At 46.8% G+C, this 26,731-nt stretch carries 19 protein-coding genes; all 19 read right to left on the bottom strand.

The window, feature by feature from the left end:
• Positions 1-5: 5 nt before the first annotated feature.
• Positions 6-1,463, bottom strand: coding sequence for a nicotinate phosphoribosyltransferase (locus G7Y46_RS00300; RefSeq protein ID WP_165251593.1), 1,458 nt, complete (start codon positions 1,461-1,463; stop codon positions 6-8).
• Positions 1,463-2,878 carry a regulatory iron-sulfur-containing complex subunit RicT gene (gene ricT, locus G7Y46_RS00295; protein ID WP_165251591.1) on the bottom strand — a complete coding sequence of 472 codons (1,416 nt, stop codon included), beginning with the start codon at positions 2,876-2,878 and terminating at the stop codon, positions 1,463-1,465. The genes G7Y46_RS00300 and ricT overlap by 1 nt, the downstream gene beginning before the upstream one ends.
• Positions 2,856-4,064 carry a DNA polymerase III subunit delta' gene (locus G7Y46_RS00290; protein WP_241156983.1) on the bottom strand — a complete coding sequence of 403 codons (1,209 nt, stop codon included), beginning with the start codon at positions 4,062-4,064 and terminating at the stop codon, positions 2,856-2,858. Before G7Y46_RS00290 ends, ricT begins: the two co-directional genes overlap by 23 nt.
• On the bottom strand, positions 4,006-4,698 hold the full coding sequence (gene tmk / locus G7Y46_RS00285; protein WP_165251589.1) for a dTMP kinase: 693 nt from the start codon (positions 4,696-4,698) through the stop codon (positions 4,006-4,008). Before tmk ends, G7Y46_RS00290 begins: the two co-directional genes overlap by 59 nt.
• Before the next feature lie 11 nt (positions 4,699-4,709).
• On the bottom strand, positions 4,710-5,867 hold the full coding sequence (locus G7Y46_RS00280) for an NADP-dependent malic enzyme (RefSeq protein ID WP_165251587.1): 1,158 nt from the start codon (positions 5,865-5,867) through the stop codon (positions 4,710-4,712).
• A gap of 101 nt (positions 5,868-5,968) precedes the next feature.
• A complete protein-coding gene (locus tag G7Y46_RS00275; protein WP_165251585.1) occupies positions 5,969-9,928 on the bottom strand; it encodes a DUF2089 domain-containing protein in 3,960 nt (1,319 codons plus the stop codon).
• 115 nt (positions 9,929-10,043) lie between these two features.
• Positions 10,044-10,853, bottom strand: coding sequence for a hypothetical protein (locus G7Y46_RS00270; RefSeq protein ID WP_165251583.1), 810 nt, complete (start codon positions 10,851-10,853; stop codon positions 10,044-10,046).
• A 17-nt stretch (positions 10,854-10,870) separates the two neighbouring features.
• Entirely contained in the window at positions 10,871-11,779 is a 909-nt protein-coding gene (locus G7Y46_RS00265; RefSeq protein ID WP_165251581.1) for a hypothetical protein, read from the bottom strand.
• A 490-nt stretch (positions 11,780-12,269) separates the two neighbouring features.
• On the bottom strand, positions 12,270-12,893 hold the full coding sequence (locus G7Y46_RS00260; RefSeq protein WP_165251579.1) for a hypothetical protein: 624 nt from the start codon (positions 12,891-12,893) through the stop codon (positions 12,270-12,272).
• A 40-nt stretch (positions 12,894-12,933) separates the two neighbouring features.
• Complete coding sequence (locus G7Y46_RS00255; RefSeq protein WP_165251577.1) at positions 12,934-15,165, bottom strand: InlB B-repeat-containing protein; 2,232 nt, start codon at positions 15,163-15,165, stop codon at positions 12,934-12,936.
• 87 nt (positions 15,166-15,252) lie between these two features.
• Positions 15,253-17,301 (bottom strand): hypothetical protein, encoded by a 2,049-nt coding sequence (locus tag G7Y46_RS00250; RefSeq protein ID WP_165251575.1) that lies wholly within the window; start codon positions 17,299-17,301, stop codon positions 15,253-15,255.
• Positions 17,302-17,423: 122 nt separating this feature from the next.
• Positions 17,424-20,000 carry a leucine-rich repeat domain-containing protein gene (locus tag G7Y46_RS00245; protein WP_165251573.1) on the bottom strand — a complete coding sequence of 859 codons (2,577 nt, stop codon included), beginning with the start codon at positions 19,998-20,000 and terminating at the stop codon, positions 17,424-17,426.
• A gap of 185 nt (positions 20,001-20,185) precedes the next feature.
• Positions 20,186-20,782: an ATP-binding cassette domain-containing protein gene (locus G7Y46_RS00240; protein ID WP_165251571.1), complete on the bottom strand. Its 597-nt coding sequence runs from the start codon at positions 20,780-20,782 to the stop codon at positions 20,186-20,188.
• On the bottom strand, positions 20,775-21,719 hold the full coding sequence (locus G7Y46_RS00235) for an ATP-binding cassette domain-containing protein (RefSeq protein ID WP_165251569.1): 945 nt from the start codon (positions 21,717-21,719) through the stop codon (positions 20,775-20,777). The genes G7Y46_RS00240 and G7Y46_RS00235 overlap by 8 nt, the downstream gene beginning before the upstream one ends.
• Positions 21,720-21,721: 2 nt before the next feature.
• Entirely contained in the window at positions 21,722-22,585 is an 864-nt protein-coding gene (locus tag G7Y46_RS00230; RefSeq protein ID WP_165251567.1) for an ABC transporter permease, read from the bottom strand.
• On the bottom strand, positions 22,578-23,561 hold the full coding sequence (locus G7Y46_RS00225) for an ABC transporter permease (protein ID WP_241156982.1): 984 nt from the start codon (positions 23,559-23,561) through the stop codon (positions 22,578-22,580). The genes G7Y46_RS00230 and G7Y46_RS00225 overlap by 8 nt, the downstream gene beginning before the upstream one ends.
• Before the next feature lie 23 nt (positions 23,562-23,584).
• Entirely contained in the window at positions 23,585-25,240 is a 1,656-nt protein-coding gene (locus G7Y46_RS00220) for an ABC transporter substrate-binding protein (RefSeq protein ID WP_165251565.1), read from the bottom strand.
• A gap of 125 nt (positions 25,241-25,365) precedes the next feature.
• Positions 25,366-26,094, bottom strand: a complete 729-nt coding sequence (locus G7Y46_RS00215; RefSeq protein WP_241156994.1) for an energy-coupling factor transporter transmembrane protein EcfT — start codon at positions 26,092-26,094, stop codon at positions 25,366-25,368.
• Positions 26,095-26,145: 51 nt separating this feature from the next.
• Positions 26,146-26,727 carry a 50S ribosomal protein L17 gene (rplQ, locus tag G7Y46_RS09205; protein ID WP_165251563.1) on the bottom strand — a complete coding sequence of 194 codons (582 nt, stop codon included), beginning with the start codon at positions 26,725-26,727 and terminating at the stop codon, positions 26,146-26,148.
• Between the last annotated feature and the right edge of the window lie 4 nt (positions 26,728-26,731).

The raw sequence follows: 26,731 nt of genomic DNA, 5'->3' as shown, positions 1-26,731 counted from the left end.
GGCTTTTATCTGTCTATAGAACGAAGTTGCGCTACAAGGTTTTGCCTGCGCTCGTGCAATCCGCGCTCAAGACCAACAGGATAAGTATGCGGATTCAACATGCGCAACTGCGTTTCATCCAAAGTTTCAAGTTGCTCACTGGCGCGGTTTCGTGCCACTTTTGCATCGGTGAACGACTTATCACAAACTATAGCGCCATTGCGAATAAAAGGCTGCAACAACACAACATTGCGTTTGCCCTTCAATTGCTTTTGACGCAGAGGATCCATCGGATCAACTATCACCTCAGATGCATCAATTTTACTATTTACATCGTAGACCATATCGCCTGCAACATGTCCATCTTCGTTAAAATAACGACGCACATTTAGCACGCCGGGCATTGTTAACTTCGCAGCCGATTCAGATATCTTCAACCGGTCTTTCCATGTGTTAGACCCCGCAGGCTTGATTGCCGAAAGCTTATAAACGCCACCAAGAGTAGGCTGATCGTAACCTGTAGCAAGCCGCGTACCTATGCCCCAAGCATTTACAGGTGCACCTTCATCCATTATTGATTCTACGGTGCGCTCGTCCAAATCGTTTGAAAGTACAATGCCAACATCGGTCAGCCCAGCATCGTCTAACATTTTGCGCGCTTTCCTAGCAAGCCACGCTAAGTCGCCAGAATCTATGCGTATTCCTGACAATTTTTCGCCGCGCTGGCGCATCTCTAGCCCAACTTTTATTGCATTGCGCACGCCTTCCTCAACATCGTAGGTGTCAACCAAAAGCGTGCAGTTCGACGGAAAAGAGCGGGCATACTCCCTAAACGCTTCCAACTCGCTTTCAAACGACATTACCCACGAATGCGAATGCGTACCCGACACTGGTATTCCATAAAGCTTTCCAGCAAGCACGTTGGAAGTTGAAGCGCAGCCGCCCACAAACGCAGCGCGACTTGCCCACAAACCACCAGTGCCCTGCGCGCGGCGCAACCCAAATTCTGCCACCGGCATTCCATGTGTTGCGCGGCATATGCGCGCAGCTTTTGTGGCTATAAGCGTCTGGAAATTTACGCAGTTAAGCAACATTGTTTCTAGTAGTTGACACTGCATAATAGGTCCGCTGACACGCATTATCGGCTCATATGGAAAAACAATTGTGCCCTCAGCTACCGCCTCAATATCTACATTTAGACGCATATCCATTAAAAACTTCAGGAAATCCGCATCGAACATGCGCGTTCCATCTGGCGATTTCACGCTAGCAAGATAGTCAATATCTTCCTGAGAAAAACTATAATCAGCCAACATCTGAGTTAGCTGTTCCATTCCGCAAGCTACAGCATACCCACCGTTAAATGGGTAGTCGCGAAAGAACATTGTAAAAGTAGCTTGGTCGTCTATTTTGTTAGAAGCCCAATATGCCTGCGCCATCGTAATTTGATACAGATCGGTATATAAAGCCCAATCGAGACGCATTATTTATCGCCGCCCTTTTTGTTGCCACCAGACGCATTGCCACTTGCCTCGTTTGCGTTCTTGCGCCGCCTAGGTCGCCTTTGTTTATGCGAGAAAGCCTGCTTCTTATCGTCGGCATCAGCATGCGAAAGCGACGAAGATTTATGCCCCGGACGCAAAACTTGTCGCTTCTGTCCATTTTGTTTCTGAGAATTTGATGATGCTTTCTGCTTCTTTTTGGGTTGCACTTTTGGCGAATCTGCCTGAGAGTTTTCGTTTTGAACGCGCTGAATTTCGCCGCCTGATATTTTCGTGGAACGCCTACGGCGCGGAATTCTTTTCGGATCGGTCTTCGTAGGTGCTTGCTGTGGCTGCGGCGATTGATCTACCGCAGACGCACGTCCACTACGCTTGCGAGGCTTTCTGTGCGTATCAACCGAAGAACCCAGTATGCCCGCGCTGGGCTCAACTTGCGAATGTGGCCTGTGCAATTCGCCCGCTATAGCCAATTTATCGTTACCTGTAAATTTTGATATCTCAAAACTTGCAGTAGTACTAAACAACTCTGTACTTTTTCCCTTAGCGTCCTCCCACGCCTCGGCACCTACAACACTTGGACGTTTACCATCCCGAGCAGGTTCAAATGCTGCAAGCGGAACCTTTATAGGTTTTTCTTCATCAATCTGCAGAACTATAACTTCGCGAGGAACATCAAATTCTATTACCCTAGCTTCCCCGTCGGGCGTCTGAATAGGAGCCCGAAGTTTAGGCGCACGCTGCTTAAAGTCGCAGTAAGCCTCGTTTTCGTAACGCAGACAACACATCAATCTGCCGCACAAACCAGATATCTTCTGCGGGTTCAAAGACAAATCTTGGTCTTTCGCCATGCGAATAGACACCGGATTAAATTCGCCGCCCAATCGCTTGCAGCAAACCACTTGCCCACAGTGTGCCAATCCTCCCACAATGCGCGCTTCGTCGCGAACGCCGATCTGTCGCATATCGATACGCACATGAAAACGCGCAGCAAGTTTGCGCACCAATTCACGAAAATCTATGCGGGCTTCGCTTTCGAAGTAAAACACCGCCTTATCGCCATCTAGCAGATACTCCACCGAAACCGGATGCATATCTTCGCTAGTTTCACGCGCGAGTTCCCGAAATACCACCATAGCTTCTTTCGAGAGCCGCTCCATTTCCTCAGCTTTTTGCAAATCTTCATCCGTAGCTATGCGCTTAACAGGCTTAAGCGGGCTTTTCAGATTTTCTATATCCTCGGCAGAAACCTCGATAATTTCACTTGCGCACACGCCTAACTCTAAGCCGCGTGCGGTTTCTACAACAACCTTGTCACCTGCCTTTAGGTCTAAACCTTCAGGGCTAAACCAAAGTGTATGCACGTTATATGCAAGGTTAACTGGCGCTACCAGTGCCATTCAAACCATCCTTTATTTCTAAAAGTAGAACATCTATGCATGTTTCTGGAGATACATTATAGGACAGCATGCCCGAAAGCTGACTTACAGAAGCCAACGCACGCGATACAGAAGCCACATCAGCGGCAACGGCAACTGCCTGTATGTCGGACATAACGTCAGTATTAATAACAAGTTCAGGCGTACCTGCACACACCACAAGCACATCTCGCAACCAAGATATTGCAATATCAATTGTTTGATTCAGGTATTCACGCGTCTTCGCCGACATTTGACGCTTATTGCGAGCTTCTATCTGGCGCATAGCCGACTTCTCCAGAAAATCGGCATTCGCAGAAATTTCTTGCTCAAGCTGCACGCGAACAGCATCTAGCGGCGCTTTTGATAGCTGCACCAGATCGCGTGCGTGGCGAATGATATGCCAATCGTCTGCCGTATCTATATCAGCTAAGATTTTTAGCACCTTGGCGCGAAAACCAACACGTTCATTTCCCGACGCACGCAGAAAAGCCACGGCAGCCGAAATTGATCCACCGCAAGCCTCTATCGCCTGCCGTGCGAGTTGCGGTTGCGCACCTGTATTCTGGCTAACAATGCCCGCAGCCTCGGTCGGCGGGATATGGCGAAACGGAATAACCTGACAGCGCGATACAATTGTAGGCAGAACCGAATTACGCGTGCGCCCCATCAAAATAAACACAACATTATCGGGTGGCTCTTCCAATGTTTTTAGGAACGCATTAGCGGGCGCTACTCCCATAAGATCTACCCTATCAAGTATGTAAACCTTGATGTTAGCTTGTATTGGTGCCAGAGCAACGTCGGATGCTATTTCGCGTATTTGCTCTATTAGCCACCCGTTCATGCCAGCCGGTTCTATAAAGTGAACATCGGGATGCGTGCGGCGAACAATACGAGAACAATTATCGCAATAACCACACAAACCGCCGCCCGGACCTTTTGCCCCTTTGGGGCACAAAAGCGCACGCGCTAGTGCATACGCCGTAGCCGTTTTGTTCGAACCCGCAGGACCAGTAAAAAGATACGCATGAGTTATGCGCTCTGAACGAACGCTAGTGCGAAGCAAATCGCGTACTTGCGGCTGCCCAAGTATGCTCTCAAACGCATCAGCCACGCGCGCCTCTTTCACACCCATCTCCAATGTTTGACGCAGCGCTTGCATCATGTGTAGCCTCTATACCCATGCGTGCACACACAAGCTCTATAACGCGCTTCGCCGTTTCCTCTTCATCATCTTCCGTAACAACCCTAACAATTCGCTGCATATGTGCACCGGGCATATTCGCAAAGGCATTGCTTACACGGTTATGAAAATCTGCCCCAGCTAACTCTAGCCTATCGCTAGCACCACGCTTTTCAATGCGCCTTACCTTCTCTGAAGTGTCTGGCAATTCCATCAGTATTGTTAAATCTGGCTGCAAGCCACCAGTAGCAAAATTGTTAGCAGCTTCAACAAATTCAGCGGAAAGACCGCGCCCTGCAGCTTGATAAGCCAATGTAGAATCGGTAAAGCGATCGCATATGACCACCTTATCAGCCTGCAAAGCAGGAATTAGAACCTCGCGCACCATCTGCGAGCGCGCCGCCTCATATATAAGCAACTCGCACTCTGGAACCATCTCGGAATTGCCGCTGTCAAGCAACACGTCGCGCAGCTTTTCACCTATAGATGTGTTGCCGGGCTCACGCAGACACAGCACATCGAAACCTATGTTGGATAAGGTTTCAGCAAGCAGATGCACATGTGTAGATTTCCCTACACCATCGTCGCCTTCGAAAGTTATAAAAAAGCCACCCAATATAGAATTCCTTAAGCATTCTCTGCGCATTTACGCACAGCAGCGGCAACAGCTTCAGCCACACGCGGATCAAACGGATCAGGCATAACAAAATCTGCTGATAGCTCATCTTCGCTTACAAGGTTGGCTAGGGCTTTTGCAGCAGCCAGTTTCATAGGCTCGGTTATCCGCCCCGCGCGCGCCTGCAACGCTCCCTTAAATATGCCGGGGAAAGCTATAACGTTATTTACTTGATTCGGAAAATCGCTACGACCAGTACCAACAACAGCAGCACCCGCCGCCAGCGCATCTTCCGGGTATATTTCAGGCACGGGGTTCGCCATAGCAAACACTATTGGCTTATCTGCCATATGCTCCACCATTGCGCGAGTTACCACACCGGGCGCACTTACCCCAACAAATACATCGGCACCCACCATTGCATCTGCCAACGTACCTGACATATCTTGCAAATTTGTTACCTCTAGCATTGCACGCTGCGCCGAATTTATACCTTCCAACTTCGAAGATATTATTCCGCGGCTACCACACATTATTATGTTCTTAAAACCATACGACAGAAGAAGACGCGCTATTGCAATACCGGCTGCACCCGCACCGCTCATAACCACACGCACATCTTCTACGCGCTTGCCCACAAGCTTCAGCGAATTTATTAATGCCGACAGTACAACAATAGCAGTACCATGCTGGTCGTCGTGAAAAACAGGTATATCCAACGCATCGTTTAGGCGCTCTTCTATTTCGAAACAACGCGGCGCAGATATATCCTCAAGATTTATTCCGCCAAACACAGGCGCTAGTTTTATGCACGCATCAACAATTTCATCAGTATCTTGCGTATCTAGGCATATCGGAAACGCATTAACGTCGCCGAAAGTTTTGAACAGCGCGCACTTGCCTTCCATAACAGGCAGCGCCGCCCTAGGACCAATATTGCCCAACCCAAGTACCGCGCTGCCATCGGTTACTACAGCTACCGTATTAGCCTTTATCGTGTAGTCATACACCGCCTGCGGATTTTCAGCTATAACTTCACAAGGCTTAGCAACGCCCGGCGTATAAGCCACCGCAAGATCGTGCCGCGTGGCAATATTCATTTTCGGAGTTGTATCTATTTTTCCATGCCATTGCTCATGTTTTTCAAGTGACTCTTCTGCTATACCCATGGTCTTCTTCCTGCGTTTTTGCAAATGTTATCTAGCGTCTGCGATTATACCGCACACCACCATATGACATTCTGCGAACCGCAAGGATGCGCCACTAAAAGTTAGTCTTCTTCTCCATTGCGCCGCCTGTTAGACGCAAGCATTGCTATGCCACAAGCCGCAAAAGCAACCGTCAAAAGACCGAAAGCAAGCGGTGCGCTTAAATCGCCCGTGCGGGCAAGGCTTTGCAAGTGCTTTAAAGCGCGTGTACCAGAATTGTTGTCACCCGCATAAGGAATGCTTACAAAGTCTATATAAACTTGCGTATCGGCTTGCACATTTTGAACAGTTACCTGCTTAGCATTGCCGTAATATATGCGATTGTCGTTTCCAATTTGCACATAGGCATACGGCGTGCTTAAACTAGGCACCAGTGTAAATGTTAGGTTATCGGCATGGCGTACACTAAATTTTGCCGATTTTACATTGTTGCCATTTGCGTCCTGCACAAAGCCTGCGCCTTCCCTAACGTCAACTTTCACAGAATGCAGAACATTAGTTGTATCGTCTTTCGCAAACGCAACACGTACAATTGCGCTTTCACCTTCCATCTGGGTCATAAGAGAAGACGGCACCACATACTTATAAGATGTAGCGCTAGCTGCCGCATATGCTTTTTCAGCACCTGTAACTACGCCCACCATATCAGATAGAAGCTTATTGTTCGTGCTTGTTGATACAGAAGATGTAGCTACCTTTTCTAAGCTGTTTGATATGTCGGTTTCTTTGGTACTACCATCGCCTTCAGTTGTTATTAGTTTGGCTGAAGACACACCATATCCATCCTCTGGTGTTATATAAACTTCCAAGTCTTTGCGTATTTTCCAACGCATCTGCTTCAAGCCGTCTACCTTGCCTTCGGCAAATACCGAACCGCCTTCGCTATCAACATAAAGATCTACTTCTTTAAAGCGCGCAAAATCGGCACTTAAATCATGGTTTGCCTGAACTTCGCTAAATACAACTTCGGCGCTACCGGTTTGCTCGTTGTATTGCACGCTGAAATAGTCGCGATGCCCATCGCGCTCTATGCAGTATTTTTGCTGGCTGGCATCAAAGGTAACGCCTGCACTTGCTGCCTGCTTTAGCGCATCTGGGTCATCTTTTAGCTGGGCGCCATCATAGAACACGCATACCCCATCTACTACCAGCTTATCAAGTTCGTGGCGCTCTGCCGGAATTGCAGTAAGCTTGTTTGTTGTGTCTTTATATACGCTTGCAATAGAACCGGGCTCTATAGTTCCTTGGCTAGAATCGCAATTGCTAATAATATCAACCGTATCGCGATAGCCGCCATCGGGCGGCTGTTGGTCGCTTGATATGTTGGTCTTATGAGCAAAACTCGCTTGAACTTTATAGTCGGCAATAACTGTCTTTATGATAAGAGCTGGCGCGCCGTAGTGCTCAGCATCGTTTTCGTTAGTGCCGTTGTAGAACACTATGTTAGCGCTGCTACTGCCGCCCGCCTCTACCGCTTTTATGGCGAAACCATCCACAGTAACGCTTGCAACATAGTCGTCCTTGGGGAAAATTTCCACTAAGGCATCTGAGTTATCGCTTACATCAAATGACTGCGTTATGCTGCCGAAATTCTCGTGCCCCGCATATACGCTGGTATTAATCTTGTGAAACACTTCCTGAACAGGCATCTTTGTAGGCGCTATGTTCACAGTAATGCCTGCATCTTTATCCCAGTTTCCCGGAGCAGTAGACACAGTAGGGCTACCCAAGTCAACAACCACTACATACGACCCATCGCTTTGCTTAACAGCAGCAGCCGGCATGCTTATATCTTGTCCGCCTAGCTTGCCCGTAAGCACCACACCTGTCGCGGGAAGTTCATAGCCCGCATCTAAACGCACGGTAACTTTCGCCGGATTATTCGGATCGGTTGATATATTGTAAGTGCCACTTTTATCTATGCTGCTTGCGCCCATTACATCAGATGCAGCGGGCACTATAAGTTTGCGAGTTTCGTATTCAAACTGCGCGCTTACACGCAAATTCTTCGCTACGTTATAGATTACAAGTGAACCAGTTTGTTCCCCTATGCCACCTACACGCACGTTATTGCTAGACACAGCGCTGCCATCGCTTGCACTAACGCTTATGCTTTTAATTGTAGACCATGCAGGTGCCGTAACATTAAACGACGCTGTACCGCCAATTTCTACAGTTTGTACACCATTGGAATCTATGTTGTCGAAATATGCGCGCACAGCAGAATCTATAGTTACGTTTACGTACTTAGGCTCTAAAGTGCTTGGTTCTAGCACTATTTCAATGCTAGCCGCCGATTGCAAGTAGCTAATAAGCGCTGCATTGTTGTTGAAACTTATCGTCTCGGTGGAATTGTCTGCCCAAGTTACTATCGCATGCGATGCGCTAAAACCTTCAGGCGGCGCTACCTCTATACCGACAGCATCAGCTGGAAACGCGCCAGCACTACCCGGTGCTGCAAGCACAACTTCGCGCCCATCGGAGCCAATGAATGTAATCTGCGCTGTGCTAGCTCCACCAATTTTGGAAAGCGTTATATCGTATTCAGTATCAGCTGAAGGCGGTGTTGTTATCTCTTTAAATTCTACCGTTATACGCAGATCGGCTTTATAAACGGAAAGAGTGGGAACTACATCTCCGCTTGCACCTGCCACACCAAGCATAACGAAATTCGCACCAGATGTGTAATCTGTTCCCGCTGTTAAAGTTGTCCAAGCGCCGCCATTTGTTGCATCGGCATATTCAACTTTATATTCGCCATAATATTTTGCATCTGGCTCAAAATTATAAGTAGGCGACTGGTTTTCATATACTACATGCTGTCCGGCAGACACACTGGTTGTACCGTTTACATTTCCACTTGCGTCTTTGTTAACCACTAAAGTTACATAGTGTGAATCTACACCAGAGGGCTGCGTTGTGCCCACCAACACAACCATACCCAGCTTGCCCGATGCCTGCGCGGCTGCATCATCGGTAAAGTAGTCTAAGTAAGCGCGAAAAACCGCACCTTCTTGCTCTATGCGATACTTCGTTTGTATATTTTCCAATTTGTTTTCTTTATAACTGCACAGCTTTAAGCTGTCTTCCAGTTTTGCCTTTGCTTGATCGGCAGAAATTTCGCCGTTTGCAAGCGCGTCCAGAATATCTTTTGCATGGTCTGTAACATCCGTTGTCATGCGGATGCTGTTAATGAACGCACCGTCTGCATCCTCTCCCGGAACAATATTCAGATCCCATGCGCCAAACACCTGTTCATTTTCATTCGCCTGCACAGCCGATGTAATGTCTGTATAAACTGGGCTAGTAGCTAGGCTTTCACTTTGAAGTTCAGCGCTCTTCGGGAAAAGACCGGTTGCACCTATTGTGCTATCTACCGCACCCCACGCACTCCAAGTCCAGTCTCCCGGATTTGCAGGATTTATTGCGTCGTACTTGTCGTATAAAGGTCCTGTCCACCACTGCGCTACCATGCGCGTTATATCGCTTGGCTCAGCTGTATTTTTTGCTTGAATCCATGTGCCGTTTACGTTCTGCGACACTTCAGCCCAGTAAACATACTTATATTGAGTAGGGTCTATAGACTTATCCCACGATTTATTGAATACAAATTTATCGGTATGTGTAGTTACCGCATGATTTTCTACAAGCGTCTCTACGCTGCCAGCTATATAACTATTTTCATCTGTTGCGTTAGGATCTAGCTTATAGGGTTGCCTATACCAACTAACAAGATAAGAATTGCAGCTTTCATCGCCATAGGCGGTATGAACCCACATATCTTCGCCTTCAAGCCAAACACCACTACCCGATACCTGATCTATCTGATAAGACGTATCGACAGCTTTTAGGTACACAGTGGTGTCAGCCACAGCTGCATCTGTACTTACTATGCTTGCTTTTTCGCCTATGCCTTCATCGTTTATGTCAGCGCTGTTTGCCATAGCAGACACAGGAACAAACGAGCAGACGAGCACCACAGCCACCATACACGATACAATCTTTTTAGCGAGTGTTTTCATAGTTGTTTCCCTAAATCGCTTTCCCTTATACCTTCTTTTGCAAGAATGCCCTGTATATGGCACACAAACACACGCCTTGTGCTATATGCACAGCATTCTTTGTTTCTTTGTTTCGCTAGTTTTTAACTACTATTGTTGTTTTGGCTGATGCTTTGCCTACTTCTATTTCTTGTTCGTCATACGCCGTAAAAGTTGCGCTGCACTGATACGTGCCAGCATCTAGGTCTTTTGAAAGCGCATCCGAATAGATCATGTACCCCGGCTCTATCATGTCTGTTGAATAGATAACTTCCCCGGTATCGTCTCGCGTGATATCTACTTTCATTAAGTAGTGGTTAGTTGCTGGGTTTTCTATTTTCAGATCGCCTTTGCTTGTGCCGTCTTCAAACTGAGCCATAGAGGCAATAGATATGTCGAACATGCCTGCTTGTACAACTTTATCTAGTTCGTCTCTTATTTCGTCTTCGCTCATGCCGGCAACAGAGCCCAGTTCGCCTGACCGTTTAGGCTTTTCAGTGCACATGTTGAATGCCACTATTGCAGCTAGCGCAATGCACACAATTGAAAGTATTATTGCCACCCAAAAGCCTGCTTTGTGCTTTTTGGGTTTGGGTGCAGCGTCGCTTGGCGCAACAGGATATAGCCTGTTGTCTGGTCCCAGAATATACTGCGTGCCATCTGGTCCTTGGAACCATTGCGGCTGCTGCGGTTGCTGCGGTTGCGGTGGTTGCTGCGGCTGCGGCTGCGGCTGAGTTTGAGGCTGAGGCGCTTGCTGCGATTGCACCGTATATGGCTGCTGCTGATAGTAACCAGAGGATGTGGCACCTGAATTAAATCCAGATGCCCTCATCCCATAGGTGTTCGCGCGATCGCTTACTACCCGATGCGTGTCTCTGTTATCTTGTTGTCCCATATCGCGCGACATATCAAGCTACTTTTCGACTAAGCTAACTTGCCAACATAGTCAAAATTCGTATCAGTAGTATGCATATCCATATCGCCTACATAAGCAGCAGAAGCTTGAACGGTATATGTAATTTTCATCAATTCAATCAGTTTGTCTGGTTCTAGACCAGTAAGTTGCGAATTGTATCCCTCTAAACGAAGACCAATCTGGGCACCCTCCGTGTCTTTAGAATCCATTTCTATATTTACATTATTTTCTGTACTGTAATTTGAAGTATGAATAAGTTTCACAGTGGTTTGCTTACCATAATCGATATATTTCTTACCTTCTTTGTAAGTTTTTCCGTCATTGGTGGTATCAGCATCATTGTTGTACTTGCTGCTTAGTTGACCTGCTGTAAGTTGAACATATACAGAACCATACTCAGGCTGAAGTGTTGCGTTACTTCCGCTAGTTCCTCCCACTACAGAAGCATCCACAGTATTTGACTGCGGAGTAACTTGGGCACCAGCCGCACTTAGTTCAGTTTTATCGCTAGCAGTCCAGTCAACTTTATATACACCTGTAGACTCAGTAGGAGTATCAGAAAGCAGTGTTGCATCTATACCCGTTAGATACAGTTTTGCGCTGTTGTCACACTCATTAGTAATGGTATAGGCGTATTCGCGAGGTGTTATTAAGGCACCGCCTCCAATTGTGCCATAAGCTGCAATTTGAACAGGAACAGTTGCCTTAATCTGAGTGTTCACAGCGCTCAGTTTTACTGTTGTATCAGCTGAGCCTGTAGTTTCAGTAGAGCTAGTAGTGTTGTCGATATTAGGATTATCAGACTTCTCTAAAATACCATCCGACAGTTCATCGACAGCGAAAGCCGGTAGTGCTGTGCCTACGATCAAGGCGGCGCTTAGACCCAATGCACCTATTAACTTACTTGTTTTCTTCATGGCTTTTCCTCCTTTATTCTTCAAAGCCATCTGTCCTTGCTTATGCACCCTGACAACCGAATAGAAGATTCCCCAATACCGGGATCAACATGCGATATAATTCAGCTATTAAAAGCGTCCGAAGGGGGTGCAGTGCCCTTAGCTCCGACGCTTTTTTCATGCTCAAACTTAATCCTCTATTCGATTGTCAAGGTTCTATGTAGAAGCGGATTCCCTATCCGCTTGTTACCGTGTTGTTCTTAAAAATGTTTCACGTGAAACATTTTTGAAAGCGTTTCAGGGAATTGGAGAGAGAGCGGGGATGTGCTCACAAAGCGAGTTCCGCAGCGAACAGAAATGTTCTGTGAACATTTCTGCAGAGCGAGGACTGCAGAGCGACTGAGCATATCCCCGCTCTCTCCACAGCCTGCTCACTCCAGCGCATATTCCCGCTCTCTCCACAGCCTGCTCACTCCAGCGCATATCCCCGCTCTCTCCCTTCATTCCGCCCCTAGCCCTCTACATTCAGAGTTATCTTTGCGGCAGCCTGACCTACCTCTTCATAAGTTGTCTTATCAAGTGCGGTAAATGTGGCTGTAGCGTTATAACTTCCTGCATCTAAATCGCGTGCAAGAGTGATGTTTTCTATGTATTGATTAGGTTGAAGAATGCCCGATTCGTATAGCACTTCTCCGGTTTCGTCATCCGTAATCTTTACCTGCATCATGTACTGATTTCCCGGTACGTTTTCGATGTAGGCGGTGCCAGAAGATGTGCCATCTGCAAAGTTAATAACGCTTGCAATGGAGATGTTAAACATTCCCTCTTCAACCGTGCGGTCAAGTTCAGCCTGCATCTCTTCTTGAGTTTTATACGGAGCTTGTCCCGACCTTGCGTTTTTATCCAGCAGGCTATTCCCATTGCATGCAAACAGCCATATCAAAAGCCACACAAGAAGAGCCACCAGCACACACGCTATTACTATTATTACTGTGCGCTTTTTAGGAGGCTTGCTTGACGTGCGTACCCGCTGCTTGGGCGCTGTCGTTTGCGGCGCTCTATCTGCACCCGGCACCTTCATGCCACGCCCTGATACATTAGGTTTTTGTGTATTGTTGTTTATATCGCCTGTCATCTTCTTCCCGTCTATCATTTACCTATAAGTTGTATTTGCCCTAGTTCCCAGCGCCCGGAATTGATGGAGCATCTTCCATGCCGCCCGATTCACTTACCAGCTTTACCTCTGTATCTATTGGGTCACCTTGAATAGATATCGTGTAGACAAGCTTTGCGATCTCTACAGAGTCAGCCGAATAGCTCAAAGTGTTGCTGTTAAAGCCGCTTATTGCATAAAGAACGTCTAAGGTGCCCTCGTCTAGCTTCCAAGAGCCATCTGCCTCTTTAACGGCTACACCGTCTTTTTCGTAGAATGTGGCAGCAGGAATAACTAGCTTAGAAGCGCCCTCATAAGCGCCTGCATTAGACAGAGCATCGCTTAGCGGAAGCGAATAAACTGCCCTGTTCGTGTCGTTCGTTATATCTAGTGTTGCAAGACCAGTTAATTCGTCTATTTTTACCGCTAGCTCGTAAGTGTCATCGCTTTGCGCAGCCGCAACATGAAGCTTCACATTGCTTATATCGCTGCTGCCAAGCATATCCTTTGCATTTTGCGTGCGCGTTGAAGTTTGCGCGTCGTTCTTAATAGACACATTGTCAATCTGCACAGGAAGCGAACTTCTGCTTTCAAACTTGGTGTCTTTATCGGTTGTTACAGTGAATGTATCTGCGCTGTCTTGCTTGATGTTTAGATGTACGTCTATCGGGACTTCTACATCAGTTATTGCAATCCACTGTGCATATAGAGGCATATCTTCTGTAACTAACGTATCCGGGTCTGCCTTTGCGGTGGGCGAACATTCTTTGTCTGTATACCAACCACCAAAGAGATACCCCGGTCGCTGCGGTGTGCCTGCTGCGTGCAGCACATCGCCTAGTTTTGTTCCGCTATCAACTTCGCTAGTAGAACTGCTCGGGTCCCAAGTAGTGTTCCCGGACGCGTCGCTTCCTTGCCAGCCCGCACTTGAGTCTGTACCAACATTTGGATCAAGGGTCACATCTAAAGTATCTGGAACACTAAGGCGAATACCGAGCGTAGTTTGAGGCGATGCTGTATTTTCGCCCTCAAATGTAGCATCTCCAACCGGGTCTACCCAAACGCCAACATTAGTTGATACATCAAGTGTCGGCGATGTAGTTGGGTCATATACACCAGACGAACTGTTGCCATTATCAGGTGTAACCCAAATGCCTACTTCGGATTGAACAGTCAGCTCGTCTGAAGTTGTACCCGTTACACCACTTGCAGAATTGCCCGCATTAGGGTCTTCTTCTGTTTCAACCCACACACCAACATTAGTGGATGTTTCAAGCTCTGTCGTTGTAGCAGTATTGCCAGCAGCAGAGTTGTCGCTTTCGCTTTCAGGAATATCAACCCAAATGCCTACTTCAGACTGGACAGTTAAAGAATCAGAAGTTGTACCAGTTACGCCACTTGCAGAATTACCAGCGTCAGGATCATCTTCAGCCTCAACCCACACACCGACATTTGTTGATGTTTCTAGTTCTGTTATTACAACACCATTGCTGCTTTCGTTTTCAGGGATATCAACCCAGATGCCAACTTCAGATTGAACAATTAGTTCATCCGAAGTCGTACCCGTAACACCACTTGCAGAGTTAGGCGCGTCAGGGTCTTCTTCTGCTTCAACCCATACACCAACATTAGTGGATGTCTCTAGTTCTGTTGTTGTAGCAGTGTTGCCAGCAGCAGTGTTGCCACTTTCGCTTTCACTTTCAGGAATATCAACCCAAATACCAACTTCAGACTGGATAGTTAAAGAATCAGAAGTTGTACCAGTTACGCCACTTGCAGAGTTACCAGCGTCAGGGTCTTCTTCTGTTTCAACCCATACACCAACATTGGTGGATGTTTCTAGTTCTGTTGTTGCGGAAGCATTACCAGCAACAGTGTTGCCGCTTTCACGTTCGTAAACATCTACCCATATACCTACTTCTGAAGACAAAGCTAACTCGGATGAAGCAGAAGCGTTTCCTGCAGATGTGCTTGTGTTTGCATCTTCTTCTGACTGGGTCCAAACTCTAACTTCAGACTCTATATCTATGCTTGCACAGGGTGTTGCCATGCTCGTTTCAGAGTTAAACGCACTAGCATCTCGGCTGGGGTCAACCCACACACCCATTGTAGAAATCGACTGCATTTCATTTGCATATGCAGCCTGAGCGCATCCACCCCCAAAGAACACAGATGTGCATGCCAAGGCGACCGCACCTGCGAAAGCATAGCGATACCCTAAACGCTTTTTATGTATACCTCTAGTATCTTTCATTGCAAAATCGCCTTGTTTCTAGTTGTTTGATTGCATGCCAAGATTTGCCTGCCGAGCATTAGCTCAGCAGGCTTGTTTATTTAGAAATTAGAGACAGAAGCAGGGACAGACACCCATACCATTCCCAACATAGTTCCATCCAAAATAACCACCCGCACCTATTTGTATAATTTTAAATGTAGTTCCGGGGTACAAAGAACGCGTATTCCATAACCCATCCTTACGTGAACCTCCCCCAACACCATCACGAACTGGACCATTACCATCAACGGTCGGCGCAAGTATATTTTTATCAACTTGCCACTGATAAACTTTCGTGAGATTCACATTAGCAGAGGTCGGAGCAATACCAATACTTTGATAGTACTCATATTGAGATCCGTCACTACCGGAAAGCAAAGCTTTGTTGTAATCCCATTTAGTTGTGGTACTATCTTTTTCTCCAACACCGCCAGTATCTCCACTAAACTCAACATAGCTAGCTAAAAACATTTTGTCTGAAGTGTATGTGAGTTGTCCTTCTTGTTTGTTAGTTGTAACTGTATTTTCGCCTTCAACTGAAGTTGTTGATGTGCATTCTCCAGTGAATTGCGCAGTTTTTTTAACAACAGGAACCATCTTTTCAGTTAGAGCTGCAGGCGCCAAATCATAAATTGTCTTTTCCTTGTTAGCAATGCCAGTATTTCGTTCAGGTGTCCAAACATCATAGTTTGCGGAATACTTTTCGCGATAAGTCTTGGCAAGACCTTCTTTAGCAACACTGTAAGTTTGGTTCATGCGTTCACGAAGTTCAGAGTCAGCCCAACCTGAATAGTTGGTGTTAGTAGAGCCGTCGTTAACGCTCCAATTCTCAGCACTACCTTCGTTCACATTATCGGAATAATTAAAGCGATAACCCCATGAACGAAATGGTCCATAAAGTGCCTTACCATATGTCCAAGCCGCCGCATCACCTTCATCCATGATGTATACAAACTGGAATGTAATACCAGCCTTAGAACCCTCTTTTAAATCGTTCTCGTTGTTACTTTTTGCGCCCGCTGTAACATTAGCTTTATCATCATGCAAAAGACCAATAATACGAACATCATATGTAGCGTAATCGCGATTTGCTGGATGATATGGAGCAACATTAGGGTTGTCAGCTAGATTCTTGCTATGAGATCCCCAATGTGTACGGCACTCATATCCACTTGTCGGGTTTACTCTTTTCTCGTAGTCAGCAGCATCTTTATGTTCATCAATATCGCTTTGAAGCAGAGCCTTGTACCAACCATAATAAGGCGAATTGCTAACTACGTTACCATCACCATTGGCGTACTGATACTTACTAATACTTGCAGAAGCGCGACTTACTTGGTCAAGCGAGAAAACTTGATCTTTTGTAATGGTGGCATCGCTTCTTGTGTCTTTAAGATAAAAATCTTGTGTCTTTAACTGTTCGGTATTTAAGCCAGTAAGATCGCCCACAGTAGAGCATTCACTAAATGTGAACTTCACACTTCCGAGCGAGGTATAAGAGTTCGATACTGCAGCATTAGTATTTAACTTAGCATTAGAGCTTGCTAGATCCATATAAAGAGTGCAAGTCTGTTCGTTGGATGGCTGCACATCTATCATAGTGTCTATAGTATTTGGTACGCCGCTTCCCCATTTGATAGATTTATCACCTACTGTGGCAAAGTCAAATTTCATGGTTTTGGTAGCATCACCGGGGTTGGCACCATTTCCCTCCCACATGGTAAATAGCGTAGGGTCAGTATCTTTATCAAGACCAAGTGGCTGCCCTTCATCTTTTGCCTTTAAGATAAAATTATTAGCTTCTTTCCATTTATTGGGAGCCAAATAATTCAGCTCACTTACAGCCATGCCAATCTCGCCCTTATTTTGAAGCTTAAATGTAGTTGTAGCATTGCTGGCATCTGCCGATATGCGACTGGCGCTACTTCCAAACTCAATTGACATAGGAGCAGTTATGTTCATTTGCTTACCCGGAGTGGCAGCAGCATAAGCTTGTTCAACTTCTGCCCCCGGTATTGCCCCAGCTAGAGGCACCATCGTGGCAGCCAGAGCAAGTGCACTAAAAGCACTTGCACTCCGCTTTGCCAAAGATATGCGTTTCATAATTGTGTCCATTCTTCCTCTTGCTTGTTTTCCATAAGCTTTGTGTTTGTTAGCCCTATTAGGTGTATGCAGGTGCGCGAGCACTTCGACATACACTGATGCCCTTTCTGTAAGCCATAACGCGTACCCTTCTATTAGTTTGTGTTGGTGTCGGCTTTCTTAAATGTGAAAGTAAGTAAGACTAGAGGGTGAGTTTTTGTTTTATCTATTGCTCCCAGAGAACTTTCTAGTTCGCTTCTGGTCTTAATTGATGCACCACCGCTGCTTAGGTTTAGACGATATGAGAATTTTTGTTCTGTAGGTAAGGCTGCAGAAGATGCAGCTAACGTGAATGTATCTTGAATGCTGGTAAGGGCTGTACTATCAAGCGTGTTATTTGCGCTGTAGCCAAAATTGACAGACGATGCATCACCATTTCCAAGAATGCTAAACAGATCTGATTGTGCATCAAGCGTGCCAGCATTTGTCTTTAAGACTTTCTGCGCGCTACCCGCTTCTGCCTCCACACATGTAAGACTCTCAAGTGTGCATGCAGCACCGTTACTCCTGATAAAAGTCTCTGTAGTTATAGGCTGCGCAAGATTGCTTTCCTTTGATACATCAACACCCTCATCCCCACCAAATGTTACATAGATAGGAACCGTAATAGACAGCATATCTTCCGCTGCAACTTTAGGAGTTGACACACTACCCCTAAGAGTTTCATTTAGCGCGCGAACGCTTCTATGTATGGTAGATGTTTGGGCTGGTGCGCTGGAAGCCTGCCCACCGTATGATGCAGGAGTTAGTTTTACATTCTTATATTCTGTTCCTGTAGGCAAAACTTCCGGCACTGTAATAGACAAGTCTACATTTACAGTAAACGCACCGTCTCGCTTTGCACTTAGAGTATTGTTTTTAGTGTCAATACTAATGCAGTTTGCGTCATAGCTTATGTTTGCTTTTACTTTACCTGTTGCATACAGATATCCGCCCGCTCCAAACAGTTCAACCTCGTCCCCTGTTTGCAGACTGTCTATTCCATCTGCAAACTTAATGCCATAAGGAATTACATGGTTGTTCTGAATAGGAAGAGATGTGTTCCACATATAGGTTTCAGTTTGGCTGTTATAAGGCACGTACACATCTACGTTCGACGCACCCTCAAGGGCATCTTCTGCAATGTTTTCAATTGCGCCTAACTGAACTATTGTCGTGTTGCTTACTCCCGCAAAAGCTTCGCTTTCTATCGATTCGATAGATGCTGGCAACACCACACTTGCAAGAGAGGTGTTAGCAAATACGCCCGCTGGAAGCGCAGTAATTGAAGCATTTAGCTCTACGTAAGACAGATTTTCGCAGTTCGCAAAAGCGCGCTTGCCTACTGAATCAATTGTCTTTGGCAATTGTACGGCTTGTAAATTTGAAGCACCTTCGAACGCTTCGTCTCCTATTGCAGAGATGTTATAAGGCACACCCTTAATAATTCCATAATCTGGTATTACAAGTGTGCTAGGCACATGCGCTTTATCTCCTGCCCAATAGCACGATAACGTGTAGTTAGGAAGCACCGTAAACGCAAGACCGTCCGCATCAGGGGTAACTGAATCTCCTACACTTACCGGTTCTTCAAAGTTTACAAAGCCAGCTTTTTCCCAAACGCTTCGGTCTGAGTTAGCGGAAAGTACCACTGTTGCGCCAGATACAACTTGCGCATCAAATGCACCAAGGTGCGTTTTGTCTTCTGTGGCTATGTTCGCAACATTGCCTTTTGCAATTATTGTGGACAAGTCTTTGTTTCCAACAAAGGCTCCTTGCGCAATGGCTGTGCATTCTTCGTCTATAACTACGCTAGCGCCAATTCCAGCAGGAGCAGCCACAAGAGTAGTTTTATCAGCTGTATATAAGATACCGCCCGAAGATACATAGGCACTAGATGTTGCCGTGCCCCCATTTTGAACAGTTATGACCGAAAGCTTGGTGCAACGGGAAAAGACGCAAGCAGGGACGTTGGTCAATTCTGTGGGGAGCACGGCTGTGCCCTCTATACCCTCCGGGACGAGGGTGAGGCTAGATAAATCGGCACTAAAAACAATGCCGTTATAGCTTTGATAATTGGGATTGTCTGCCGCCACTTCAATATTTGCGGCATTAGGAAATAGCTGAAAGAATGCCACATCTATTGATTGAACTGTGGCAGGAATGGTTATGGAGCTTACATCTGCCGCTTTTTCGGCATCTGCATAATATTCGGTTATATAAGGGTTTGAATTTTTATCGGAATTGGAAGATTTTTGAGCTTCTGTGGGGTCGCTAGGTTCTAGCGCAGAATCACAGAACCCCCCCCCCATTTGCGCAAGCGTACTAATGTTCGTTACTATATATTCAACATTGCCATACACTACAGTTTCGGGAATTTCTAGCACGTTTTGTGGCTTTGCACCAAAACCGAGCAAAGTTACAGTGTTTTCCGCATCTTCATTTATTTGGAAGATAAGATTGTTGTAGCTAAACATAGCTTTAGGCGCACTTTTATCAATAGACACACTTGCGTGTATAACATCTTCGCTGGGCTCTATTTCAGTTGTGCTTATCTTCGATTCTGCCTGCAGCTGCACAGTGTCTATTGCGTTATCTTCTGACGCAAAAGCAACATAAGGGCAAAACGTGCAAGCTAAAGTTGTAGATAGAACTACACACGCAGCCCGTTTGAGCATAAAATCTTTCCGCATAACAATCTGTCCCTTTTCTTACCATCTTTTGCATCCCACTGCAAAGTAAAGCGATGGTTAAGTTGTATTACCCGATGCCTTTTAAGGCTGAACAGTTTATACGCCTCGCGCAAAGCAAAATGCAAGCATAAATTTGAGAATGGGCAGAGCCCTTCACGATTTCAACAGATTAGGCTTAATTGCCGCTACGATTCAAGACACAATGTGCGGGTGGCAATGCGATCTGCTAGCGACCTAGAATGCGTAGTAAAAACTAGACCCAATTCTCGGCGCTGGCATTCTTCCAAGATTACATTCCAGATATGCACCTGCGTAACCGCATCAAGCATGGTAGATATTTCATCAGCAATAAGATAACTAGGATTAGCCATTAAGGCGCGCGCAATACAAAACCGCTGCAATTCACCACCAGATAATTCGTGCGGAAAACGGCTTAGCCACTCTTTACGTATTCCCAAACGTGCAAGCAACGCCTTATCATAGCTGCCTGCCTCCGCCAAACTGTTACGCATACGCATGCGCGCATCCAGCGTGCGTTCGGGGTGCTGCCCTATCAGTTGAACTGGGCAAACGCCACGCTGCGGAAGTGGGTCGCCATCTATGTATATTCCTCCTGCTTCAGGCTGTTCATAGCCCGCAAGAAGCCTGCACAGCGTCGTCTTACCAAAACCCGACCGAGCATCCAAATATAGCCGCTCCGACCGCTTCACTTGCACAGAAAAGTTATCGTAAATTGGCTTATCGTGCCCGTAACGAAACACCACATTGCGCGCCTCAAGCATTTTCTTCACCTTCAATTTTGCCCGATGACACCTTAAAACCATGCTCTGGAAGCGCACGCCAAAGCTCGCGCGTAAATTCATGCTGCAAAAGTTCTTCAGAGCGGAAATTCGCCGATGGCGTTTCTTCTACAATTGTGCCATCTTTGAACACAGCAATGCGGTCAGCCACACGTAAAGCCAGCTCTATATCGTGCGTAATAAGCAAAACTCCCCCACCCGCGTCGGCAAATTCGCGAAAATCGTCCATGGCGCGCACGGCAAGATCTAAATCTAGCCCGGGCGTTGGCTCATCTGCCACAATTAACGACGGCTCTTCCATTAGCGCACAGCACAAAAGTACGCGGCGCGCCATACCGCCCGATAGCTGATAAGGATACATTTGCTCCACTTCCGAAGCCAATTTGTACCGCTTAAATAGGCGCTTTTGAAGTTGTGCGCGTTGCGCCTTGTTCGCGCGACTTGCCGAGCCATGAGCAACGCCACGCACCTGCCTGCCAATACGCATTAGCGGATCAAGACTATCCACACTTTGCGGCACAAGAGAAATACCGTTGCCACGCAAAGCAGCCAAACTGTTAGCGGTTTGTGGCTTCCCATCAAACCAAATGGTTCCGCAGATTTCCGCATTTGGTTCAAAAATACCCATTATCGAATCAGCCATTAAAGTTTTACCTGACCCGGATGCGCCAACTACCGCAACCACTTCGCCAACGTGAACAGACAAATTTAAGTTGTGAACTACCTGAACAGTATGCTTTTTGGCGTTCAGATACCCGCGCAGCCCACTGTCTGTTTCTTTATACATTTTGAAAGAAACTGTAAGCCCCTCTATTTGCAGCAGATGATGCCCACCGCAATGCAGCGACCCCGCCCCATGCGAATGATGATGGTGAAATTCCGCAGAAATATGATTTTGCGAGTGCTGCGTCGTATCCACATTTACTCCTGAGCGCTAGACGGATCGACCATGCGACGTATGCCAGACCCAACTATATCGAACAGCATAACAATACCTATAAGCGCAAGCCCCGGAAATACTGCAAGCCACCACATACCAGCCGACAGATACGACATAGACTCAGAAAGAATTATGCCAATGGCGGGCTGTTCTGGCGACAATCCGAAGCCCAAAAATGTGATGGCAGCCTCGTGCAATATAGCATGCGGAAACATCAAAATTAGCCCCACAATAAATTGCGGCAGCACATAAGGAAGCATGTGATGAACAGCTATTTTTATGCGCGACACTCCTAGCCTGCGCGCCACAGCAACAAAGCCAGATTCGCGGCATTGTAGAATTTCGGCACGTATAACGCGAGAAAGCGAAGCCCAATGCGTTAACGCAACTCCAATTGTTACGCCCCAAAAACCTTTACCAAGTGCAAACGAGATAAGAATTAGAAGCACAATGTGCGGCACACCCATAAGTAAATCGATAAGCCATGTGATTATGCGATCGGCAAGACGACCACCAAGAGCAGCAATAGTGCCCAGAATTAGCGCAATAAGCGACGAGACACACGCCGCAATAAGCCCCACTAAAATGCTAGTACTTAAACCCGCGATGGTACGCACTAGCATATCACGACCCATCCAGTCGGTGCCAAAAATGTGCGCGGGTGAAGGCGCTAGGTTTTTTTGCGTGAAATCGGTTTTTATAGCTTCAGGCATTAGCATTGCGCCGCATATGGCTATAGCTATCAGCACAGCCGCCGCCAACACAACACTTACCAGCATAAAGCGCCTATTCGAAACGCGATTGCGCTTAGGCACGTGGAGTATGTTCGCCACAGCCTCAGCCATGCGTTTGCCCTTTTCTTATTCGCGGATCAATCACTCCATAAAGAATATTTGCCAAAGCATTTCCACCGAACACGAGAGCAGCAGAAACCAGAGCAATACCAGCAAGCAGCGCAACATCTCCGCCAATTCCGGCAACCACTGCAGCCTGCCCAAGCCCGGGATAACTGAATACCTGTTCCACAAGAACCGAACCGCCAAATATTTCGGCAATCTGAGCGAACTGTATAGTAATCGCTGGCAACGCCAAGTTTCGCAGTCCATGACGAAGCACTATTTGCCTTTCGGTCAACCCGCGCGTGCGAGCAAAACGCACATACGGCGAATTCATAACATCGATTGTTTTTTCGCGGGTATGCAGCGCCACATTCGCTACGCCAACAAGAGAAAGAGTAATTGCCGGCAATGCCAAGTGATAAAGCGCATCGCCAAGCGTAACGCTAGCTGCAGATTTTCCTATAGGCTGCGAAAAACCTATGGGAAACCAGCCCAGCCACACGCTAAATACTATTAGCAAAAGAAGCGCAACCCAAAACGTAGGACTTGCCGCCAAAACGAAACAGTATGATTTAACTGCACGATCTAAGAATGTGTCGCGATGCGTGCCCGCCAAAACGCCCAGAGCAAAGCCAAGCACGCCACTTACTAGCCACGCAACGCTCATCAGCAAAAGTGAATTTAACGCACGATTTGCTATTACGTCTGCAACGGGCGCATTGAATCGCAGTGATGTGCCCATATCGCCCTGCAGAAGAGCACTACCCCACGATAGGTAACGCTCGGGCAGCGGCACATTGCGACCCCAATAGGCATCAAGCGCCGCACGCTTCTCGTCAGACATTCCCACAAGAGCTGCCTGTCCAACATTAGCTGCCACAGGATCAACCGGCGAAACCGATACCAGCGTAAACACAACAACAGATACTGCTACCATCAGCAGCAAAAACCGTCCAATATTCCAAAAAATAATCCGACTCAAATCGTAACCTTCAAGCGAGTAACTTACTCCCAATACCACTTATCCACGTTGTTCACGAGCGACCACCCATGTCCATGCGGATGCGGTTTCTGAGCAGCTACTACCAAGTTTTCGCGCTTGAAATATAGGTGATCCACATTGCATAACCATACCCATGTAGCAGCACCCTGCGGAGCAACGCCTTCCACACCATCCCATTGTGCCGCTTGCCATTCAGGATACGACGCATCCACACTGGTAGCAGCTAAGGCAGCATCTAAATGCTTGTCTACTTGTGCGTTTTTGTAGCATGCGTAATTGCCAGACGAATCGCCATAGTAAAGCATATATACCTCTACCGGGCTATTCGAGCCCCATCCCCAAAGCACAGGGTCGCTATATTGGTGCGCATATATACCGGATGCATCATAAGTCCACCCCGACCCAACAGGATTAACCTCAATGCCTATATCACGCATCTGATTCGCAAATTCATTCGTCAGCGCTTGGCGCACCGAATCGCTAGCGCTGTAATAGCAATCAAAAGCTGCACGCTGCCCATCTTTTGCATAAATGCCGTCACTAGCTAAAACCCACCCGGCATCTTCCATACATTTCTTCGCGGCTTCTGCATCAAAAGACACTTCCATATCGGGGTTGTACCACGGCATACCGTCAGACACGCTATAAGCAGCACTACCGTAGCCATTCAAAACGCTATCTATCATCTTCTGCCGGTCTACTCCAAAATTAATAGCACGACGAACGGCAATATCGCTTGTAACATTGTTGCCAGCGCTTATCACCATGTCGTCTTCTATTACCCGGCTATCACCCGCCAAAATAGCAGGTAGCGATATTCCGCGCGAATCTACCGATTCGCAATTCAATACTTCATATCCTGTAGGATGCGCAGAATCGACCATTGTGGCAGCAGTATAAGCCACATCAATTTGACCGGAGTTAGCGGCGGCAAGTGAAGCATCTTCTCCCATAAACACAACAATAAGGCGCTCCATCAAAGGCGCATCGCCATAATAATCGGGGTTAGCCTTCAAAATAACCTGCTGACCCCTGTCCCACTGTTCCAACATGTAGCGACCGCTGCCAATGGGGTTTGTGCCATATGTGGCTGCATCATATGCGTGCTCTGGCACAATTCCAACAACAGCCAACGTGTACAACATAGCGTTATAGGGCTTATTCAGATGCAGCTGCACACAAGTATCGCTAGTAGCCACAGCCGTATCAATCATGGATAAATCAGCTTGCGCAGCTTCATTAGAGTTTATGCCATTTATGGTGAAGGCTACATCATGTGCTGTAAGGGGTTCTCCATCGGTGAATTTTACATCGTCGCGAATGTTGAAAGTCCACGTAAGTCCATCTTCTGAACACTCATAAGATGTTGCCAAATCATTTACAAAATTAAGATCGGTATCTGTTGTTATAAGGGTAGATTGAATTAGCGGCTCGTGCACATGCTCTCCGCAGCCCCAGCTAAACAGAGGATCAAACCCCGCCTCGGGCTCAGAGGTTGTAGTCATGGAAACTGTTACCTCGTTCGTCTTTTTAGCCGTTTGCTCAGCGCTGCTTGCATTACTAGAACTACTGCAACCCAGAAGCGACGATGCGGTCAGTGCCGCAATTCCAGCGCCTGCTGCACCCACAAAACTCCTACGTGTGATTCCGCGAGCCATACTATCCACTTCCCTCCATTAAGAATGTTACGTTTTCGTTTTTCGTAACACCGCTGATTCTAGCATGTTACCTTCGCATTTGCATACAATCTTTTAAGAATTAGAGAATTGGCTAGAAAAACTGGTTATAAAAAGACTGCCATTACAATAAGAAGTGCGCCCCCCAGCGCGGTTAGCACGCCATCGCTAGGTGAAAATTTCGTCTCGGATAGTTGAGTTCTTTTAACACCCGGCATGCCGTAACACCTAGCATCCATAGCCATTGCAAGCCTATCGGCTCTGCGAAACAAGCCCACAAACATCGGGATAAGAATAGCCATATGAGCCTTAATTCGCCCAATAATTGACCCCTCATTTAACGGAGCGCCGCGCGACCACTGAGCATCACGTATTCGCATATATTCCTCAGCTGTAACAGGGATAAAACGTATAGCTATGCTAAAAACCATTGATATATCGTCAGTAGGAACGCGCAATTTTTGAAGCGGACTAAGAAAACTATTTAGCGCGTCGGTTAGCTGAGTGGATGTGGATGTAAAACAAACTATTAGGCTTGCCCAAACAAGCAAAAGAATGCGTATCGCAAAAAAACAGCCGCGGATTAGACCGTCTATCGTAAAAGTAAAACTGCCATATTCAAAAAGAAACGCATTTGCCACAATGGTGAATGCCGCTAACACATACACCACCGTCGCTATCCCGAATACACGCGCAACAGGGATACGCGATGCTAGCAAAACCGCAACCAGCGCTACAGCGGCAATGCCCATCCCAATCCAAGAATCTATGAAAAATAAACAGACTGAATAAATTAGTAGCAGAATAATTTTCGAGCGCGCATCACAGCGATGCACGCTCGAATTACCTGCAATGTATGTAGAGATGCTGATAGCAGCCAAATGCTATTAAGCTTTCTCTTCAACTTTCTCTTCGGCAGCCTCGTCGTTCTCGGCAACCTTTTCTTCAGCCTCAGCTTCTTCAGCACGCACTTCTTCAGTTTCCTCAGCGCGCACTTCCTCAGCCTCTTTAGCGGCTTCTTTCTCTTCAGCAGTCTCTTTAGGAGCAGCCTTCTTCGGAGCCGCTTTCTTAGCAGAAGTAGCCTTCTTCTCAGCCTTGGGCTTAACAGTCTCGTTCACGAGTTCCATGATAACCATGGGCGCATTGTCGCCCTTGCGCGGACCTAGCTTCATAATACGAGTGTAGCCACCATTGCGACCCTCGAACATGCCTTGGTTGACTTTTTCAAATATCTCACGAACAAGTTCTTTGTCGCCACCAAGAGCAGCAATAGCCAAACGCCTAGAATGCAAATCGCCGCGCTTAGCCCAAGTGATAATCTTATCGACATCGCCACGAATTTCCTTCGCGCGGCTATCGATAGTCTTAATGCGATCGTTCAGAAACAGTGCCTGAACCAAGCTGCGCTTCATAGCTTTTGTGTGGCTCCAATCGGTGCCAAGCTTGCGCCCTTTATACTTATGTCTCATAACA

Source organism: Adlercreutzia sp. ZJ304 (assembly GCF_011039075.1).
Taxonomy (GTDB): domain Bacteria; phylum Actinomycetota; class Coriobacteriia; order Coriobacteriales; family Eggerthellaceae; genus Adlercreutzia_A.
Note: the sequence above shows the minus strand (reverse complement) of the source record. Positions and strands in the feature narration are given on the sequence as shown.

Bases quoted from the DNA above. Each gene is read 5' to 3' on its own strand.
- G7Y46_RS00300 (WP_165251593.1), bottom strand. From the start codon at position 1,463: ATGCGTCTCGATTGGGCTTTATATACCGATCTGTATCAAATTACGATG.
- ricT (WP_165251591.1), bottom strand. From the start codon at position 2,878: ATGGCACTGGTAGCGCCAGTTAACCTTGCATATAACGTGCATACACTT.
- G7Y46_RS00290 (WP_241156983.1), bottom strand. From the start codon at position 4,064: ATGATGCAAGCGCTGCGTCAAACATTGGAGATGGGTGTGAAAGAGGCG.
- G7Y46_RS00280 (WP_165251587.1), bottom strand. From the start codon at position 5,867: ATGGGTATAGCAGAAGAGTCACTTGAAAAACATGAGCAATGGCATGGA.
- G7Y46_RS00275 (WP_165251585.1), bottom strand. From the start codon at position 9,928: ATGAAAACACTCGCTAAAAAGATTGTATCGTGTATGGTGGCTGTGGTG.
- G7Y46_RS00270 (WP_165251583.1), bottom strand. From the start codon at position 10,853: ATGTCGCGCGATATGGGACAACAAGATAACAGAGACACGCATCGGGTA.
- G7Y46_RS00265 (WP_165251581.1), bottom strand. From the start codon at position 11,779: ATGAAGAAAACAAGTAAGTTAATAGGTGCATTGGGTCTAAGCGCCGCC.
- G7Y46_RS00260 (WP_165251579.1), bottom strand. From the start codon at position 12,893: ATGACAGGCGATATAAACAACAATACACAAAAACCTAATGTATCAGGG.
- G7Y46_RS00255 (WP_165251577.1), bottom strand. From the start codon at position 15,165: ATGAAAGATACTAGAGGTATACATAAAAAGCGTTTAGGGTATCGCTAT.
- G7Y46_RS00250 (WP_165251575.1), bottom strand. From the start codon at position 17,301: ATGGACACAATTATGAAACGCATATCTTTGGCAAAGCGGAGTGCAAGT.
- G7Y46_RS00245 (WP_165251573.1), bottom strand. From the start codon at position 20,000: ATGCGGAAAGATTTTATGCTCAAACGGGCTGCGTGTGTAGTTCTATCT.
- G7Y46_RS00240 (WP_165251571.1), bottom strand. From the start codon at position 20,782: ATGCTTGAGGCGCGCAATGTGGTGTTTCGTTACGGGCACGATAAGCCA.
- G7Y46_RS00230 (WP_165251567.1), bottom strand. From the start codon at position 22,585: ATGGCTGAGGCTGTGGCGAACATACTCCACGTGCCTAAGCGCAATCGC.
- G7Y46_RS00220 (WP_165251565.1), bottom strand. From the start codon at position 25,240: ATGGCTCGCGGAATCACACGTAGGAGTTTTGTGGGTGCAGCAGGCGCT.
- rplQ (WP_165251563.1), bottom strand. From the start codon at position 26,727: ATGAGACATAAGTATAAAGGGCGCAAGCTTGGCACCGATTGGAGCCAC.